This is a genomic window from Kitasatospora sp. NPDC051170 (genome assembly GCF_044455705.1).
Lineage (GTDB): Bacteria > Actinomycetota > Actinomycetes > Streptomycetales > Streptomycetaceae > Kitasatospora.
Genome location: NZ_JBITFA010000002.1, coordinates 718328 through 734684 on the forward strand (window position 1 = coordinate 718328; position 16357 = coordinate 734684).

Below are 16357 nucleotides of genomic sequence, written 5' to 3' on the forward strand. Positions count from 1 at the left end.
GTCCCGGGGGGCCTGGTTCTTTGGTCCCGTATCGGGCGATTTGTCCAGCATTTTCCTTGCGATCCGCCCGCCCCGGATGTCGACTGGAAGGCGACTGCGTGACCTCTCCGACCACTCCGGAAGGCTCTACCAGTGACTGCTCAACCAGCCACCGCTCATGGGCAGGCGGACAACCGCCGATGGTGGGCACTGGCGGTCATCGCCATCGCCCAGCTCATGATCGTCCTCGACATCACCATCGTGAACATCGCCCTGCCCTCCGCCCAGCGGGACCTCGGCATCTCCGACGCCGACCGGCAATGGGTGATCACCGCCTACACCCTCGCCTTCGGCGGCCTGCTGCTCCTCGGCGGACGCCTGGGCGACCTCTACGGCCGCAAGCGCGTCTTCACCATCGGCCTGCTGGGCTTCGCCCTCGCCTCCGCCATCGGCGGCGCGGCGGCCAGCCCCGAGATGCTCTTCGGCGCCCGCGCCCTCCAGGGCGGCTTCGGCGCCCTCCTCGCCCCCTCCGCGCTGGGGCTGCTCTCGACCACCTTCACCGACCCCAAGGAGCGCAGTACGGCCTTCGGCATCTTCGGCGCCATCGCGGGCGGCGGCGCCGCCATCGGCTTCATCGCCGGCGGCGTGCTGACCGAGTACCTGAACTGGCGCTGGTGCCTGTTCGTCAACACCCCGATCGCCGTGGCCACCGCCTTCGCCGCCTTCTCGGTGCTCGAACGCGACCACGTGGCCAAGGGCCGCCGGATCAAACTCGACCTGCCCGGTGCGCTGATCGGCAGCGCGGGCCTGCTGGCGATCGTCTACGGCACCTCCGAGGCCGTGACCCGCGGCTGGGTCGACGCCCTGGTGCTGGGCTCGCTGATCGGAGGCGTCGCCCTGCTCGTGCTGTTCGTCCTGGTCGAGAAGCGCTCGCGGCACCCGCTGCTGCCGATCCACATCGTCGCGGACCGCAACCGCGGCGGCGCCGCGCTCTCGGTGGGCCTGGCCATGGTCGGCATGTTCGGCCTGTTCCTGTTCCTGACCTACTACCTCCAGGCCATCAAGCACTTCTCGCCGATCGTCTCCGGCCTGTCCTTCCTGCCGATGACGGGCGCCATCATCCTCAGCTCCACGGGCTTCGCGGCCCGGCTGATGACCAGGGTGCCCTCGCGGAACCTGATCGGCCCCGGGCTGCTGCTCGCCGGCGGTGGCATGGCCTGGCTGACCCAGATGAAGGTGGACAGCCCCTGGGCCGGGATGGTGCTCCCCGCGGAGCTGCTGCTCGGCTTCGGGATGGGCATGGTGTTCATGCCGTCGATGAGCCTGGCCACCCTCGGCGTCGCCCCCAACGAGGCGGGCGCCGCCTCGGCCACCATCAACTCGGCCCAGCAGGTCGGCGGTTCGGTCGGCACCGCGTTGCTGAACACCGTCGCGGCCAGCGCCACCGCGACGTACCTGTCCACCCGGCTCGCCTCGGACAAACTCGTCCAGGCCCAGGGCGCGGTGCACGGCTACGTGGTCGCGACCTGGGTGGCGATGGGCGTGCTGCTGCTCGCCTCGCTGGTCGCCTTCGTGATGATCGACCACCGGCCGGCGCCCGGCGAGGCGACCACCGTCCCGGGCGGCGCGGCCCGGCAGCCCGGGCAGGAGGCGCAGGCCGCCCCGGCCGAGCAGCCCGCACGGGCCGCGGCCGTCGCGCCCGACGACCGCGAGAGAGCGGGGTGAAAAGGCCCCTGACCTGCGACGTCGCGTGGGATCAAAACGGCTTACCGGGAGGTCGGTGACATATTTCTCATCGACCTCCTAGGCTTCGGTAACGACCTTTCGAGGCTGAGGCGTCATAGTCGTTGATCGGTACACCACCACCGATCGACGGCAGGGGAGTCAAGGCATGGGTCAGCACCGCCGCCCGAGGTCGCGCCGCCGCATGCTCGCCCCGGCCCTGTTCACCGGTCTCTCGGCGGTCGTCGTGGCCGGCGTCGTCGCCGGAACCCACGGGCTGGACCTCTCCGACACGTCGGCCGCCGCGAAGGCCCGCAGCACCCGGCCCGCCGTCCAGCCCGCCCAGGACGCCGCCCCCGCGGCCCCCGCCTCGCCCGTCGCCGCGGCCGCCCCCAGCGCGACGGCCACGCCGAGCGCCCCCGAGACGACCCCGGCCGCAGTTCCCGCCCCCGCCGCGACCACCCCGACCCCGGCCGCCGTGCCCGCCCAGCGCACCGCGGGCCTCGGCGCCACCGCCCCCGCCCCCGCCGACGCCCGCGAGAGCGCCACCGTCGGCGCGCTGTTCACCGGCTCCGTCGCGGCCGGCAACCACTTCTGCACCGCCAGCGTGCTGCACAGCGCCGGCGGCAACCTGCTGCTCACCGCCGCCCACTGTCTGAGCAGCACCGACGGCGTCAGCTTCGCCCCCGGCTACCGCGACGGCAACGCCCCGTACGGCACCTGGCAGGTCACGGCGATCCACACCACCGCCGGCTGGTCCCAGAAGGGCGACGTGGACGAGGACTTCGCCATCCTGGAGACGGCCCCCAACAACGGCCGTAAGATCGAGGACGTGGTCGGCGGCAACAAGCTCGGCACCGACGAGCCCTTCGGCGCCACCGTCCGCCTCTACGGCTACCCGGCCGGCTCCGAGACGCCCAGCCTCTGCACCAACACCACCGACCAGCAGAGCGCCTACCAGCGCTCCATCCAGTGCCCGTCCTACCCGGCCGGCACCAGCGGCGGCCCGTGGATCAACACGGCCACCGGCGACGTCGTCGGCGCGATCGGCGGCTACCAGCAGGGCGGCGACACCGACGACACCTCGTACAGCGCCTACTTCGACCACACCATCGCCGCGCTCTACACCCAGGTCGAGGGCTCCTGAGGGGGCGCCCGGGGCTCGGCGTGGAAACGTGGAGACGTGGAGACGTGGAAACACGGAAAAGGCCCAGATCCGTGGACCAACTCCACTGACCTGAGCCTCTGTTGCACCTACTGCGAAGTGCCCCCGGTAGGATTCGAACCTACGCACCCGCCTCCGGAGGGCGGTGCTCTATCCCCTGAGCTACGGGGGCCTGACGGCCTGCCGGTCGCTCGCGCTTCCGACGTGGAGAACACTACCAGGCCCGCGCTGTGGTCCGTGCACGGGTTTCCCGGCCCGCCGGTGCGGGGCCCCGGGGGGCGGAAGTGCCCAAAGGCCGGACGCGCCCGGGGCCCCGCCGATACCCTCGGTGAGGTGTCGGGAGTGTCCGGGCGGGTCCTCGTGGTGGACGACAGCGAGGTGATCCGCCAGCTGATCAGGGTCAACCTGGAGCTCGAAGGCTTCGAGGTCGTGACCGCAGCCGATGGCGCCGAATGCCTGGAGGTCATCCGCCGGGTGAAGCCCGACGTGGTGACCCTGGACGTGATGATGCCCCGGCTGGACGGCCTGCGGACGGCGGCCCGGCTGCGCGCGACCCCGGACACGAGCGGCCTGCCGATCGCGATCGTCAGCGCCTGCACCCCGGCGGACCTGGATCTGGGGGAGACGGTCGGCGTCGACGGCTACCTCGGCAAGCCCTTCGACCCGGCCGACCTCGTGGCCCTCGTACGGAGGCTGATGAGGCTCAACGGGCAGGAGGAACAGCCCGAACGGTTTCGCCCTGAGCGAACAGAGCGCACCGATCGCGGCTGACACCCCCGCTGCGGCGGCGCGGCACCGGTCTCACCGCCGGTCTCACAGGGCAAACCGAGTGGCGGGCGGCACCCCTGTCTCGCCTACGCTTGGCGTCGTGACCCCCGCAGACCTTTCCCAGGCAATCCAGGCCGCAGTGAGTTCCGCCGTCGAGGCGGGCGAGCTGGCCGTCGCCGTGCCCGAGCACGTGACGGTCGAACGGCCCAAGAACCGGGACCACGGCGACTACGCGACGAACGTGGCCCTCCAGCTCGCGAAGGCGGCCGGCAAGCCGCCGCGCGTCATCGCCGAGGGCCTGGCCGAGCGTCTGCGAGGGATCACCGGCATCGCCAAGGTCGACATCGCCGGTCCGGGCTTCCTGAACATCACCCTGGACACCGCCACCGCCGGCGCGCTCGCGCGCACCGTCGTGGAGGCGGGCGCGGAGTACGGCCGCAACGAGGCCCTCAAGGGCCTGCGGATCAACCTGGAGTTCGTCTCCGCCAACCCGACGGGCCCGATCCACATCGGCGGCGTCCGCTGGGCCGCCGTCGGCGACTCGCTGGCCCGCGTGCTGCGCGCCTCCGGCGCCGACGTCACCACCGAGTACTACCTCAACGACGCCGGCGTGCAGATCTCCAAGTTCGCCGCCTCCCTCCAGGCCGCCGCGAACGGCCGCAAGGCCCCCGAGGACGGCTACGTCGGCGAGTACATCGTCGACATCGCCAAGGCGATCACCGACGCCGTCCCCGGCGTGCTCGACCTGTCCGAGGACGAGCAGCTCCAGGTGTTCCGCACCCAGGGCCTCGCGCTGATGGTCGCCGAGATCAAGCGGTCGATGGAGGAGTTCGGCACCCACTTCGACGTCTGGTTCTCCGAGAAGACGCTGCACGACTCCGGCGCCGTCGAGAAGGCGATCGACCGGCTGCGCGAGCAGGGCCACGTCTTCGAGCAGGACGGCGCGGTCTTCCTGCGCACCACCGACTTCGGCGACGACAAGGACCGCGTCCTGGTCAAGGCGGACGGCGACAAGACCTACTTCGCCGCCGACGCCGCGTACTACCTGTCCAAGCGGGACCGCGGCGCCGAGGTCGCGGTCTACATGCTGGGCGCCGACCACCACGGCTACGTCAACCGCCTCAAGGCGATCGTGGCCTGCGCGGGCGACGACATGGACCGCAACATCGAGGTCCGCATCGGCCAGTTCGTGAAGATGCTCCGCGACGGCGAAGAGGTCCGCATGTCGAAGCGGGCCGGCAACATCATCACCATCGACGACGTCGTCGACTGGATCGGTGTGGATGCCGCCCGCTACACCCTCGCGCGCTCCTCCACGAACTCGACGATCACGCTGGACATCAACGTCCTGACGAGCCAGACCAACGAGAACCGGGTCTTCTACGTCCAGTACGCCCATGCCCGGATGTCCTCGCTCCAGCGCAAGGCCGCCGACATGGGCATCACGCGCGGGGACTTCAAACCGGAACTGCTGAGCACGGAGTGGGAGTCGGACCTGCTCGGCCAGCTCGCCGACTTCCCGCGCGTGATCGCCGCCGCCGGCGAACTGCGTGAGCCGCACCGGGTCGCCGTCTACCTGGAGGAGCTGGCCGGCGCGTACCACCGCTTCTGGGACAACTGCAACGTCCTTCCCAAGGGCGACGACGAGGTCACGGACCTCACGCACGCCCGCCTCTGGTTGGTCGAGGCGACGCGCACCGTGCTCGCCAACGGTCTGACGCTCCTGGGCGTATCGACGCCCGAGCGGATGTAGGCACCACCCCCCAAGCGCGCAGCGGGGGCGGCTGACCGGTCAACGGGGACCGGCGGCCGCCCCTCGCCATGAGTCTCGAAGGAATCGAGAAGATGAGTCGCTCCGCACACCCCGCAGGCCCGCGCCACGGTGACGTGCTCCCCGAAGGCCACTACCAGGCCCCGCCGGCCGACCTGAACGCCCTGGACCCGAAGGTCTGGTCGCGCACCGTCGCCCGCGACGCCGAGGGCGTGGTCACCGTCGGCGGGATGGACGTCAAGCGCGTCGCGGCCGAGTTCGGCACCCCGGCCTACGTGATGGACGAGGAGGACTTCCGCGGCAGGGCCCGTGCGTGGCGCGACGCGTTCGGCACCGAGGCGGACGTCTACTACGCCGGAAAGGCGTTCCTCTCCAAGGCGGTCGTGCGCTGGTTGCACGAGGAGGGCCTGAACCTGGACGTCTGCAGCACCGGCGAGCTGGCGGTGGCACTGGCCGCCGGGATGCCGCCGGAGAGGATCGCGCTGCACGGCAACAACAAGTCCGTGGACGAGCTGGAGCACGCGGTGAAGACCGGCGTCGGCCACGTCGTGGTCGACTCCTACCAGGAGATCGAGCGCCTGGCCGCGGTCGCCGCCCGGCAGGGCGTGCGCCAGAAGGTGCTGATCCGCGTCACCGTCGGCGTCGAGGCGCACACCCACGAGTTCATCGCCACGGCGCACGAGGACCAGAAGTTCGGCCTCTCCCTGAACGGCGGCGCCGCGGCCGAGGCGGTGCGCCGGGTGCTCGGCCACCCCGACGGCCTCGAACTGGTCGGCATCCACTCGCACATCGGCTCGCAGATCTTCGACATGGCCGGATTCGAGGTGGCCGCCCGCCGCGTGGTCGGCCTGCTGGCCGAGGTCCGCGACGAGCACGGCGTCGAGCTGCCGGGGATCGACCTCGGTGGCGGCCTGGGCATCGCCTACACCAGCGACGACGACCCGCGCGAGCCGGCCGAGATCGCCGCCGCCCTGGCGGAGATCGTGCGCCGCGAGTGCGCCGCCGCGAACCTGAGCGCCCCCCGGCTGAGCGTGGAGCCGGGCCGCGCGATCGTCGGCCCGACGGCGTTCACGCTGTACGAGGTCGGCACCGTCAAGCCGCTCGAGGGCCTGCGCACCTACGTCAGCGTGGACGGCGGCATGTCCGACAACATCCGCACGGCGCTGTACGACGCGGAGTACTCGGTGGCCCTGGTGTCGCGCACCAGCGAGGCGGCGCCGATGCTGGTCCGGGTGGTCGGCAAGCACTGCGAGTCCGGCGACATCGTCGTCAAGGACGCCTTCCTGCCCGCCGACCTGGCCCCGGGGGACCTGATCGCGGTGCCCGCCACCGGCGCCTACTGCCGCTCGATGTCGAGCAACTACAACCACGCCCTCAGGCCCCCCGTGCTCGCCGTCAAGGACGGCGCGGCCCGGGTGATCGTCCGGCGCGAGACGGAGGAGGATCTCCTGCGTCTCGATATCGGATGACGAAATTCTCGTCTCAGATCATGGAACGACCGTAGATCCGTGCGGGAAGTCCCCGAGACTGGTACGGACCGAAGGCTCCGGCGGCCCCTGAAAACCGCCGGAATTACCGAAGCACGAAGAATGCAGAGCGGAGTCGGATGATGCGTACGCGCCCGCTGAAGGTGGCGTTGCTGGGTTGTGGTGTGGTGGGCTCCGAGGTGGCGCGCATCATGACGACGACGGCCGACGACCTCACCGCTCGCATCGGTGCCCCGGTCGAACTCGCCGGGATCGCGGTACGCCGGGCCGGGCGGGCCCGCCCCGGCGTACCCGAGCACCTCATCACCACCGACGCCGAGGCCCTGATCAACCGGGGCGACATCGACGTGGTGGTCGAGGTGGTCGGCGGGATCGAGCCCTCCAAGTCCCTGATCCTGTCCGCCTTCAAGCAGGGCGCCTCGGTGGTCAGCGCCAACAAGGCCCTGCTCGCCCAGGACGGCACCGAGCTGCACGCGGCCGCCGCCGCGGCCGGGGTCGACCTGTACTACGAGGCCGCGGTGGCCGGCGCGATCCCGCTGCTGCGCCCGCTGCGCGAGTCCCTCGCGGGGGACAAGGTCAACCGGGTGCTGGGCATCGTCAACGGCACCACCAACTTCATCCTCGACAAGATGGACACCAGCGGCGCCGGCTACTCGGAGGCGCTGGAGGAGGCCACCGCGCTCGGCTACGCCGAGGCCGACCCGACCGCCGACGTCGAGGGCTTCGACGCCGCCGCCAAGGCCGCGATCCTGGCCGGCATCGCCTTCCACACCAAGGTGACCGCCGCGGACGTCTACCGCGAGGGCATCACCGAGGTGACCGCCGCCGACATCGCCTCCGCCAAGGAGATGGGCTGCGTCGTCAAACTGCTCGCCATCTGCGAGCGGGCGGCGGACAACGAGTCCGTCACCGCGCGCGTCCACCCGGCGATGATCCCGCTCTCGCACCCGCTGGCCTCCGTCCGCGAGGCGTACAACGCGGTGTTCGTCGAGGCCGAGGCCGCCGGCCGGCTGATGTTCTACGGCCCCGGCGCGGGCGGCTCCCCGACCGCCTCCGCGGTGCTCGGCGACCTCGTCGCCGTCTGCCGCAACAAGCTGGCGGGCGCCACCGGCCCCGGTGACTCGGTGTACACCCGGCTGCCCGCCAAGCCCATGGGCGAGGTCGTCACCCGCTACCACGTCAGCCTGGACGTGGACGACCGGGCGGGCGTGCTCGCCCAGGTCGCGTCCGTCTTCGCCGAGCACGGCGTCTCCATCGACACCGTGCGCCAGCAGGGTCGTGACGGGGACGCCTCGCTCGTCGTCGTCACCCACCGTGCCACCGACGCCGCGCTGTCGGCGACGGTCGACAAGCTCCGCGCGCTGGACAGCGTGCGGGACGTGGCCAGCATCATGCGGGTCGAAGGGGAATAAGGAACAGCCATGAACGCCGTTGCCGAGAACGTCGTCCGAGGCGCGCACACCCACCAGTGGCGCGGCCTGATCGAGGAGTACCGGGACCGCCTGCCGGTCTCCGCGGCCACCCCGGTGGTCACCCTGCTGGAGGGCGGCACGCCGCTCGTCCCCGCCCAGGTGCTGTCCGAGCGCACCGGCTGCGAGGTCTACCTCAAGGTCGAGGGCGCCAACCCGACCGGTTCCTTCAAGGACCGCGGGATGACGATGGCCATCTCCAAGGCCAAGGAGGACGGCGCCCAGGCCGTCATCTGCGCCTCCACCGGCAACACCTCGGCCTCCGCCGCCGCGTACGCGGTGCGCGCCGGGATGGTCTGCGCGGTGCTCGTCCCGCAGGGCAAGATCGCCCTGGGCAAGATGGGCCAGGCGCTGGTGCACGGCGCGAAGATCCTCCAGGTGGACGGGAACTTCGACGACTGCCTGACGCTCGCGCGCGAGCTGTCCGAGAAGTACCCGGTGGCGCTGGTCAACTCGGTGAACCCGGTGCGCATCGAGGGCCAGAAGACGGCGGCCTTCGAGATCGTCGACATGCTCGGCGACGCCCCCGACATCCATGTCCTCCCCGTCGGCAACGCGGGCAACATCACCGCGTACTGGAAGGGCTACCGCGAATACGCCACCGACGGCCTCGCCGCGCGCACCCCGCGCATGTGGGGCTTCCAGGCGTCCGGTTCGGCCCCGATCGTGGACGGCGCCCCGGTGCTGAAGCCGCAGACCATCGCCACCGCGATCCGCATCGGCAACCCGGCCTCCTGGGACTTCGCGCTCGCCGCGCGGGACGAGTCCGGCGGCCTCATCGACAAGGTGACGGACCGTCAGATCCTCAGCGCCTACCGGCTGTTGGCCTCCCAGGAGGGCGTCTTCGTCGAGCCCGCCTCGGCCGCCTCGGTGGCCGGTCTGCTCGCCAAGGCGGAGGCCGGACTGGTCGACCCCGGCCAGCGGATCGTCTGCACCGTGACCGGCAACGGCCTCAAGGACCCGGACTGGGCGGTGGCCGGCGCGCCGCAGCCGCAGATCGTCCCGGTCGACCCGGAGGCGGCCGCCCGCCGCCTGGGCCTGCTGGACTGACCGGACGGGACCTCACGGGGCCTCATGGGGCCTGACGGTTCGACGGGCCGACCCTTTCGGGGGTCGGTCCGTCGGCGTTCTCCGATGACACTTTGGTGTCAATCCCGGCGTGCATTCCGGAGCTTTTCCACGGCGATTCCAGGACGCATTCCGGCCAGAAGCGGCAACACACCAGATCGAAGGTCCACGGGGTGTACCACTGGGGAACCTGTCTTCGATACTCTGGCTCCGGCCGTTTGGCACCTGCCCCGGGCTCGGCCTGGTAGGGGCCGTGCCGACGACCGAGACCGCCCGCCCCCGACGGGGCACTCGGCGCCCTCCCCACCCTCGCACCGACGACGCGCTCCGCGCCGCCACGAATTCCCCAGGAGAGTCCACCGCATGGCCGGTCCAGCGTTCCGTGCCGCCGCCGTCCGGGTCAGGGTTCCCGCGACCAGCGCCAACCTCGGTCCGGGCTTCGACGCCTTCGGACTCGCCCTGGGTCTGTACGACGACGTCGTCGTCCGGGTCGCCGACTCCGGCCTCTCCGTCGACATCGCCGGCGAGGGCGCCGGGACGCTGCCGCGCGACGAGCGCCACCTGCTGGTCCGCTCGATGCGCGCCGCCTTCGACCGGCTCGGCGGGCAGCCCCGCGGCCTCGAAGTGGTCTGCGCCAACCGGATACCGCACGGCCGGGGCCTCGGCTCCTCCTCCGCCGCGATCTGCGCCGGGATCGTCGCCGCCCGGGCCGTCACCATCGGCGGCCCCTCCGCGCTCGACGACGACGCGCTGCTGGCCCTCGCCTCCGAGCTGGAGGGCCACCCCGACAACGTCGCGGCCTGTCTGCGCGGCAACTTCACCATCGCGTGGACGGAGGAGGAGACGGCGAAGGCGGTCGCGCTGGAGCCCTCCGGCCAGGTCGTCCCCGTGGTGTTCGTGCCGGCCGGCGAGGTGCTCACCGAGACCGCCCGGGGCCTGCTGCCCAGGACCGTCCCGCTGGCCGACGCCGCCGTCAACGCCGGCCGCTCCGCGCTGCTGGTCGAGGCCCTGACCAGGCGCCCCGAGCTGCTCCTCGCCGCCACCGAGGACCGGCTGCACCAGGACTACCGCGCCTCCGCGATGCCGGACAGCGCCGGACTCGTCGGCGCGCTGCGCGCCGAGGGCGTCCCGGCCGTCATCTCCGGCGCCGGCCCGACGGTGCTCGCGCTGACCGACGAGGCGAACGCCGACAAGGTGCTCTCCTTCGCCGGACACCACGGCCACGGCGGCGATCCGGCGTTCGCCGCACACCGGTTGGACGTCGACCGCACCGGGGCCACCGTGCTGCCGATGGACGCCTGAAACAGGCGCTGAACAGGGCGTTGGGGCCCGGCGTCGAGCCGGGCCCGCCGGACACGATTGGCAGGCCTGAGGCCGGGGAATGTGTGAGGGGGTCGGTAGTGTTAACCTCATTGCTGCACCAGGTGCCCTCCGGGGCTCGGTGCGCCGCGTCCCGATCCCAGCACTCCACGGCCGTGGAGTCGCGGCGATGTACGGGGCGACGATTCTCCGGGAGCCCACCGCAGCGCGTACGCAGCCTGCCTGCGCGACACGCGGCCGCATCCCGAAGCCGTGACGGCACCTGACTCCCACCCGCGGCCTCCACCACCCGGAGGCCAGGACGGGCGGCGCGGGCCACCGTCACGCGACGGGGGCCCGGGATTCACAGGCAGCGTGGGGGCAACGCCCTCAGGGGAGGTCGACACACGACCGGCCCACGCCACTCAGCACCACCGTGCTTCAAGCACCGCACCTCCCAGCTCTCCCTCGACGGGCTCCCGCCATTCGAGGGGATCACCGCCTCGGACCGACGCAGTCGAGCGTTGGTCAGGACAGCACAACCGGTCGCCGAGCCAGACAGGCCGACGTCCGCTCCAGGGAAGGACCCTTAGTGAGCGACTCCACCGATCTGATGGGCGCGCGTTCGGACGCCGAGGCGTCGGACGCAGCCGCCGCCCCCGCCGCCCCGGCACGGCGCCGCCGCAGTGCCGCCGCCGGCCTGGACGGCATGGTTCTGGCCGAGCTGCAGAAGCTCGCCGCAGACCTGGGCATCACCGGTACCGGACGCATGCGCAAGAGCAGCCTCATCGAGACCATCAAGGAGAAGAGCGGCGGGGACCCGCTGCTCGCCGCCGGTGGCACCGCCCCGGCCGCCGCCAAGCGCACCGCCGCCAAGGCGGAGGGCGAGACCGCCGAGAAGCCGGCCCGCCGCACCAAGGCCGCCGCCGCTGCCGCCGTCGAGGCCCCGGCCGCCGCCGAGGCGCAGCAGGCCCAGATCGACATCCCGGTCCAGGCCGCCGCCGAGACCGCCGCGCCCGCCCGTACCGAGCGCCCCCGCCGCCGTGCCACCTCGGCCGCCGGCGCCCCCGTCGCCGACACCGTGGCCGAGGCCGCCGTCGTCGCCGCCGAGTCCAAGCAGGCCGAGGCCCGCACGGGCGAGACCCGCGCCTTCGAGGGCCGCGAGGACAGCCGGGAGACCCGCCGCGACCGCCGTGAGCGCCGTGACCGCCGCGAGGGCGGCGAGCGCACCGACCGGGCCGAGCGCACGGAGCGCACCGAGCGCGTGCAGGACGCCGGCGAGGGCCAGGACGGCGACGGCCGCGAGTCGCGCCGCGACCGCCGCAACCGCCGCGACCGCACCGAGCGCACCGACCGCACCGAGCGCCAGACCCAGCAGGGCGGCCAGCAGCAGGGCCAGGGCGAGGGCCAGCAGAGCCGCCAGGGCGGCCAGCAGACCCAGCAGCCGCAGACCCAGCAGGGCGGTGGCGCCTTCGACGACGACGAGTTCGGCGACGGCCGTCGCGGCCGCCGTGGCCGCTACCGAGACCGCCGCGGCCGCCGTGGCCGTGACGGCTTCGAGGGCCCCGCTGTCGCCGAGCCGCAGGTCGGCGAGGACGACGTCCTGATCCCCGTCGCGGGCATCCTCGACATCCTCGACAACTACGCGTTCGTGCGCACCTCCGGCTACCTGCCGGGCCAGAACGACGTCTACGTCTCGCTCGCCCAGGTCCGCAAGAACGGCCTGCGCAAGGGCGACGCCATCACCGGCGCCGTGCGCCAGCCCCGCGACGGCGAGCGCCGCGAGAAGTTCAACGCCATGGTGCGGCTGGACTCCGTCAACGGCATGGACCCGGACAGCGGCCGCGGCCGCCCCGAGTTCAACAAGCTCACCCCGCTGTACCCGCAGGACCGGCTGCGCCTGGAGACCGACCCGGGCGTGCTGACCACCCGGATCATCGACCTGGTGTCGCCGATCGGCAAGGGCCAGCGCGGTCTGATCGTCGCGCCGCCGAAGACCGGCAAGACGATGGTGCTGCAGGCGGTCGCCAACGCGATCACCCACAACAACCCCGAGTGCCACCTGATGGTCGTCCTGGTCGACGAGCGTCCGGAAGAGGTCACCGACATGCAGCGGTCGGTCAAGGGCGAGGTCATCTCCTCGACCTTCGACCGCCCGGCCGAGGACCACACCACCGTCGCCGAGCTGGCCATCGAGCGCGCCAAGCGCCTGGTGGAGCTGGGCCACGACGTGGTCATCCTGCTGGACTCGATCACCCGCCTGGGCCGCGCCTACAACCTGGCGGCGCCGGCCTCCGGCCGCATCCTGTCCGGTGGTGTCGACTCGACCGCGCTGTACCCGCCGAAGAAGTTCTTCGGTGCCGCGCGCAACATCGAGAACGGCGGCTCGCTGACCATCCTGGCCACCGCGCTGGTCGAGACCGGCTCGCGCATGGACGAGGTGATCTTCGAGGAGTTCAAGGGCACCGGCAACATGGAGCTCAAGCTCGACCGGAAGCTCTCGGACAAGCGCATCTTCCCGGCCGTCGACGTGGACGCCTCCAGCACCCGCAAGGAGGAGATCCTGCTCGGCAGCGAGGAGCTGGCCATCGTCTGGAAGCTGCGCCGGGTGCTTCACGCGCTCGACTCGCAGCAGGCGATCGAGCTGCTCCTGGACAAGATGAAGCAGACCAAGAGCAACGCCGAGTTCCTGATGCAGATCGCCAAGACCACCCCGGGCTCCAACGACTGACCGTAGCCGTACGGCTGTCGAGCACCGAACCCCGGACCGCGCGAGCGGTCCGGGGTTCCGTGCGTCCGGTCGGGGTCTGTTTCAGGCTTGGGACGTCTTGGGGCCATTTCGGCTACTTGTCCGATTTACTCTGGACCGTATGGCCGAGCACAAGAGGGTTCCGAGTCGCCGCCGCAAGGTCCTGCGGGTGGCCGCCTGCGCGTTCGTCGCGCTCGTCGTCCTGGGCGGCGGAGCGGCCGTGTACGCGTACGTGCGGCTCAACGACAACATCAAGAGCGTCGACATCAACCGGCAGCTCGGCGACGCCCGTCCGCCGGCCGCCACCGACGGCTCGTTCAACATGCTCGTCCTCGGCTCCGACTCGCGCTCCGGGGACAACGGGAACCTCGCCGGCGGGGCCGTCGGCGACACCGCCCGCTCGGACACCGCGATGGTGGTCCACATCAGCCAGGACCACACGCACGCGCAGGTCGTCTCCATCCCGCGCGACACCCTGGTCGACCGGCCCGCCTGCACCGACGCCACCGGGAAGACCGTCCCGGCCGTGAAGCGCGCGATGTACAACAGCGCCTTCGAGACCGGCGGCGCCGCCTGCGCCGTCAAGACCACCGAGCAGCTCACCGGGTTGCGGATGGACCACTACGTGCAGATCGACTTCGCCGGGTTCGCCCGGGTCGTCGACGCGATAGGCGGGGCCACCGTGACCACCACGGTGGCCATCCACGACAAGGACAGCGGGCTCGACCTGCCGGCCGGCGAGCACCACTTGAACGGGCAGCAGGCGCTGGCCTTCGTCCGCACCCGGCACGGCGTCGGCGACGGCAGCGACCTCGGCCGGATCGAGCTGCAGAAGCAGATGGTGAGGTCGCTGCTCAAGCAGGCCGGCGGCGCCGGGCTGTTCACCGACCCGCTCAAGGCGTGGTCGCTCGGCGACACCGTCACCAAGAGCATCACCACCGACTCCGCGCTCGGCTCGGTGAACTCCCTGGTGGGGCTGGTGCAGGAACTCAAGGGGATCGGGCCCGACCAGCTGGGCATGGTCACCCTGCCCGTCGTCACGGCCCCGAGCGACCCCAACCGCGTCGTTCCGCAGCAGCCGCAGGCCGGGCAGCTGTGGGCGGCCCTCAAGGCCGACCAGGCGATCCCGCAGACCGTCGTCTCGGCGCAGCCCGAGAACCCCGCGCAGGCCGCGCCCACCGCCGCCCCGACGGCCTCCGCGGGCCCCTCGAGGAAGGCCGTTCCGGCCCGCTGAGCGGCGCCCGGAATATCCGCGAACGGGACCCGGTTTGGGAAGATGCGGCCGGTCCTGGCAGACTGGTCCGTCGGTCCCGGTTCACGTGCGGCACTCCTGCCGCCGACCCGGTGCCCTCCCGAAACCTAGGAGAACCCCTTGAAGTCCAACGTTCACCCGGAGTACGTGGTCACCCATGTGACCTGCACCTGCGGCGCCGAGTTCACCACCCGCTCGACCGAGACCAGTGGCGAGATCCGCGCCGAGGTCTGCTCGCAGTGCCACCCGTTCTACACCGGCAAGCAGAAGATCCTCGACACCGGTGGCCGCGTGGCCCGCTTCGAGGCCCGCTTCGGCAAGCAGCACAGCGCGAAGGCCTAGCGCTCCCTCGGCGCCGGTTCCCGGTGCCCCCGTACTAGCAGTCGGGGGCATCCGGGGGCCGGCGCCGTTCGCGTCCCCCCGTACGGGCCGTACACGCCGTACGAGCGGCCCGCGCCGCCCGCGTCCCCTCACCGATCCGATCCCCGGGAAGAAGGCCACCCCATGTTCGAGGCAGTCGAAGAGCTCCTCGTCGAGCACGCCGCCCTCGAGACGAGGCTGGCAGACCCGTCCGTCCACGCGGACCAGGCCAACGCCCGCAAGCTGGCCAAGCGCTACGCCGAGCTGACGCCGATCACCCGGGTGTACCGGGCCTGGCGCCAGACCGGGGAGGACATCGAGGCCGCCCGCGAACTCGCCGCCGAAGACCCGGAGTTCATCTCCGAGGTGAAGGAGTCCGAGGCCCGCCGCGAGGAGCTCACCGAGGAGCTGCGCCTCCTGCTGGTGCCGCGCGACCCGAGCGACGAGAAGGACGTCATCCTGGAGATCAAGGCGGGTGAGGGCGGCGAGGAGTCCGCGCTGTTCGCCGGCGACCTCCTGCGGATGTACCTGCGCTTCGCGGAGCGGATCGGCTGGAAGACCGAGATCATCGACTCCAACGAGTCCGACCTCGGCGGCTACAAGGACGTCTCCGTGGCCGTGAAGACCAAGGGTGGCAACACCGAGCCCGGCCAGGGCGTCTGGGCCCGGCTGAAGTACGAGGGCGGCGTGCACCGCGTGCAGCGCGTCCCCGCCACCGAGTCCCAGGGCCGCATCCACACCTCCGCGGCGGGCGTGCTCGTCACCCCCGAGGCGGAGGAGGTCGAGGTCGAGGTCGTCGCCAACGACCTGCGCATCGACGTCTACCGCTCCTCCGGCCCCGGCGGCCAGTCGGTCAACACCACCGACTCCGCCGTCCGGATCACCCACCTGCCGACCGGTATCGTGGCGTCCTGCCAGAACGAGAAGAGCCAGCTGCAGAACAAGGAGCAGGCGATGCGCATCCTGCGTTCGCGGCTGCTGGCCGCCGCGCAGGAGGAGGCCGAGCGCGAGGCTTCGGACGCGCGCCGCAGCCAGGTCCGCACGGTGGACCGCTCCGAGCGCATCCGGACGTACAACTACCCGGAGAACCGCATCTCGGACCACCGCACGGGGTTCAAGTCGTACAACCTGGACCAGGTCCTGGACGGCGACCTGAACGCGGTGATCCAGTCCTGCGTCGACGCGGACGCGGCGGCCAAGCTGGCCGCGGCCCAACAGAACTGAGACCGGCGCGCCCCGGCCGGCCGAGCATGGAGCCGGGGCGCAGA

12 protein-coding genes and 1 tRNA gene are annotated in these 16357 nt (G+C 71.8%); 12 read left to right on the top strand and 1 reads right to left on the bottom strand.

The window, feature by feature from the left end; translation table 11 throughout:
• Positions 1 to 132 precede the first annotated feature (132 nt).
• Positions 133 to 1704, top strand: coding sequence for an MFS transporter (locus tag ACIBCA_RS06795; RefSeq protein ID WP_396281737.1), 1572 nt, complete (start codon positions 133 to 135; stop codon positions 1702 to 1704).
• Positions 1705 to 1870: 166 nt separating this feature from the next.
• A complete protein-coding gene (locus ACIBCA_RS06800) occupies positions 1871 to 2848 on the top strand; it encodes a trypsin-like serine peptidase (RefSeq protein ID WP_396281738.1) in 978 nt (325 codons plus the stop codon).
• Between the two features lie 118 nt (positions 2849 to 2966).
• Here the strand turns inward: ACIBCA_RS06800 and ACIBCA_RS06805 are convergent.
• A tRNA-Arg gene (locus ACIBCA_RS06805) sits at positions 2967 to 3038 on the bottom strand.
• A 161-nt stretch (positions 3039 to 3199) separates the two neighbouring features.
• On the opposite strand from ACIBCA_RS06805, the gene ACIBCA_RS06810 reads away from it, so the two are divergent.
• From ACIBCA_RS06810 to prfA, 10 genes are all read left to right on the top strand, one after another.
• Complete coding sequence (locus ACIBCA_RS06810) at positions 3200 to 3637, top strand: PleD family two-component system response regulator (protein ID WP_396281739.1); 438 nt, start codon at positions 3200 to 3202, stop codon at positions 3635 to 3637.
• A 97-nt stretch (positions 3638 to 3734) separates the two neighbouring features.
• Positions 3735 to 5387 (top strand): arginine--tRNA ligase, encoded by a 1653-nt coding sequence (gene argS, locus ACIBCA_RS06815; RefSeq protein WP_396281740.1) that lies wholly within the window; start codon positions 3735 to 3737, stop codon positions 5385 to 5387.
• Between the two features lie 92 nt (positions 5388 to 5479).
• Positions 5480 to 6874, top strand: coding sequence for a diaminopimelate decarboxylase (gene lysA, locus ACIBCA_RS06820; protein WP_396281741.1), 1395 nt, complete (start codon positions 5480 to 5482; stop codon positions 6872 to 6874).
• 137 nt (positions 6875 to 7011) lie between these two features.
• Positions 7012 to 8304 (top strand): homoserine dehydrogenase, encoded by a 1293-nt coding sequence (locus ACIBCA_RS06825; protein ID WP_396281742.1) that lies wholly within the window; start codon positions 7012 to 7014, stop codon positions 8302 to 8304.
• Positions 8305 to 8313: 9 nt separating this feature from the next.
• On the top strand, positions 8314 to 9411 hold the full coding sequence (thrC, locus tag ACIBCA_RS06830) for a threonine synthase (RefSeq protein ID WP_396281743.1): 1098 nt from the start codon (positions 8314 to 8316) through the stop codon (positions 9409 to 9411).
• Between the two features lie 381 nt (positions 9412 to 9792).
• Positions 9793 to 10731, top strand: coding sequence for a homoserine kinase (thrB, locus tag ACIBCA_RS06835; protein ID WP_396281744.1), 939 nt, complete (start codon positions 9793 to 9795; stop codon positions 10729 to 10731).
• A 589-nt stretch (positions 10732 to 11320) separates the two neighbouring features.
• Entirely contained in the window at positions 11321 to 13459 is a 2139-nt protein-coding gene (gene rho, locus ACIBCA_RS06840; RefSeq protein WP_396281745.1) for a transcription termination factor Rho, read from the top strand.
• Between the two features lie 139 nt (positions 13460 to 13598).
• Complete coding sequence (locus ACIBCA_RS06845) at positions 13599 to 14711, top strand: LCP family protein (protein WP_396281746.1); 1113 nt, start codon at positions 13599 to 13601, stop codon at positions 14709 to 14711.
• A 138-nt stretch (positions 14712 to 14849) separates the two neighbouring features.
• Entirely contained in the window at positions 14850 to 15071 is a 222-nt protein-coding gene (rpmE, locus tag ACIBCA_RS06850; protein ID WP_396281747.1) for a 50S ribosomal protein L31, read from the top strand.
• A 162-nt stretch (positions 15072 to 15233) separates the two neighbouring features.
• Positions 15234 to 16313: a peptide chain release factor 1 gene (gene prfA, locus ACIBCA_RS06855; RefSeq protein WP_396281748.1), complete on the top strand. Its 1080-nt coding sequence runs from the start codon at positions 15234 to 15236 to the stop codon at positions 16311 to 16313.
• The last annotated feature ends 44 nt before the right edge of the window (positions 16314 to 16357 follow it).